The sequence below is a fragment of the Candidatus Binatia bacterium genome (assembly GCA_036382395.1).
Lineage (GTDB): Bacteria > Desulfobacterota > Binatia > HRBIN30 > HRBIN30 > JAGDMS01.
In genome coordinates, this window is record DASVHW010000092.1 from 1 (window position 1) to 2093 (window position 2093).

Genomic DNA, 2093 nt, shown 5'->3' on the forward strand with positions numbered 1-2093 from the left:
GCGGCTCTCGACCAGACCGCGCGCAAGCTCGAAGCCAGCTTCGCCGAGCTGGAAACCAGCCACCGTCAACTCGAAGCCGTGCTCAACAGCATGCAGGACCCGGTCTTCGTGGTCTCTCGTGAAAAGCGCGTGCAATGGGCGAATCAGCCCGTCATGCGTTTGGCGCGTGTCGGGACAGGCGCCGTCCTGATCGACGCTTTTCGTGATCCGGCGTTGCTCGCGGCCGTGGAGGCTGTGCTCCATACGCAGTCGGTGCAGGCGGCCCGCGCCTTGATCTCGGGCCGCAACTTTGACGTGTTCGTGGGTCCCATGCCGGGCGGCGGGGCCGTGGTGGTCATGCACGACGTCAGCGATGTCGAGCGCCTGGAGAAGACGCGCCGCGATTTTATCGCCAACGTCTCGCACGAGTTGCGCACGCCGCTCACCTCGATCCAGGGATACACCGAAACCCTGCTCGATACCGAAGACCGTCCCGCTGCGCGCGATTTTCTCGAGATCGTCCGCAAGAATGCCAGCCGCATGGCCCGCCTGACCGAAGACCTGCTGGTCCTGGCCCGCGTGGAGTCCGGCGAACAGCAGTTCTCCATTCGTCCGGTCAACGCCTCCGAGCTGCTCGCCGATGCAGCGGAGACATTCCGAGCCAGCGCCGGCGCCAGCGGCATCGTGTTGAAGGTAAACCAGACCGGCGACGAGTGCGTGCTTGCCGATCCCGACGCCATCCACCAGGTCTTTGCCAATCTTCTTGATAACGCCGTGAAATATGCTGGATTGGGACGCGCCATTGAGATCGGGACGCGCGGGCATCAGGATGGCGTCGAGTTCTATATCCGCGACTTTGGTCCGGGCATCGCCAGCGAACACCTGGCCCGGCTCTTTGAGCGCTTTTACCGAGTGGACAAGGCGCGCTCACGCGAAGCCGGCGGCACCGGCCTGGGCCTTGCCATCGTCAAGCACATCGTGCGGGCCCACGGCGGCTCGATTCATGCCAGTAGTGAATTGGGCCACGGGGCTACCTTTTCCTTCGTTCTCCCCTTGGTTCAGGCGAGCATCGCTCAGTAAACCTTGATCTCGACGGCCGTTCCGCAGCCTTTTCCCGCCCTGTAATCATCCTGTAACAAAACGTTGTTACGTTCATCTCAGGAGGCAGTGTGCCCGTGGGAAACCTGACTGCCCAGAGTATCGGATGCACTGCAAATGCCGGACCGGTTGGCGCTCCTCTTGCCCCCAAGGTACCTTCTGCTCCCAGCAAATTTACCGGGCTGCCCGATCGCATTTTCAAGGGCGTAATGCTTCTCTGCGCGCTCTCCGTGCTCGGCATCGTGGCGCTGGTAGTGACGGAACTGGTCACTCGTTCCAGGCTATCGCTGCATGAGTTCGGTTGGAAATTCTTCTTCAGCAGCCAGTGGGACCCGGTCGGTGGCGAATTCGGAGCCCTTCCTTTCATTTACGGCACCCTGGTTTCGTCGGCGCTGGCTCTGCTTTTGGCGGTTCCACTCGCCATCGGTGTGGCCGTGTTCATCAACGAAATGTGTCCCGCGGGGCTGCGCCGAACGATCTCGTTTCTGGTGGAATTGCTGGCCGCGATTCCCAGCGTGATTTACGGCCTGTGGGCGATCTTCGTGCTGGCGCCCATCCTGCGCAATCATGTCCAGCCGTTTCTGGCCGGCACGATGGGCTGGACCGGCCTGTTTACCGGCCCGAAGTACGGCATCGGTATGCTGGCCGCGGGCGTGATCCTGGCCATCATGGTTCTGCCGATCATCGCCTCGATCACCCGTGAAGTCATGCTCGCCGTGCCGCATCCCCAGCGCGAAGCGGTACTGGCTCTGGGCGCCACACGGTGGGAGATGATCCGCATCGGCGTTCTGCGCAACGCGCGCGCCGGAATCGTCGGCGGGGTCATTCTCGGCCTCGGACGCGCCTTGGGCGAAACCATGGCTGTCACCATGGTCATTGGAAATACGCCACAGATCGTTAAGTCGTTATTTGCACCCGCGCACAGCATGGCCAGCGTCATCGCCAACGAATTCAGCGAGGCTTCTACCGATCTTTATTTGAGCGCCGTCATCGAGATCGGCCTGGCGCTGTTCATC

General features: G+C 62.0%; 2 protein-coding genes. Both read left to right on the forward strand.

Annotated features, from left to right (window positions below):
- Nucleotides 1-1059, forward strand: a 1059-nt coding sequence (locus tag VF515_04510) for an ATP-binding protein (GenBank protein ID HEX7406897.1), incomplete at its 5' end; no start/stop codon positions are given.
- Nucleotides 1060-1259: 200 nt separating this feature from the next.
- A partial coding sequence (pstC, locus tag VF515_04515; protein ID HEX7406898.1) for a phosphate ABC transporter permease subunit PstC occupies nucleotides 1260-2093 on the forward strand: 834 nt, incomplete at its 3' end.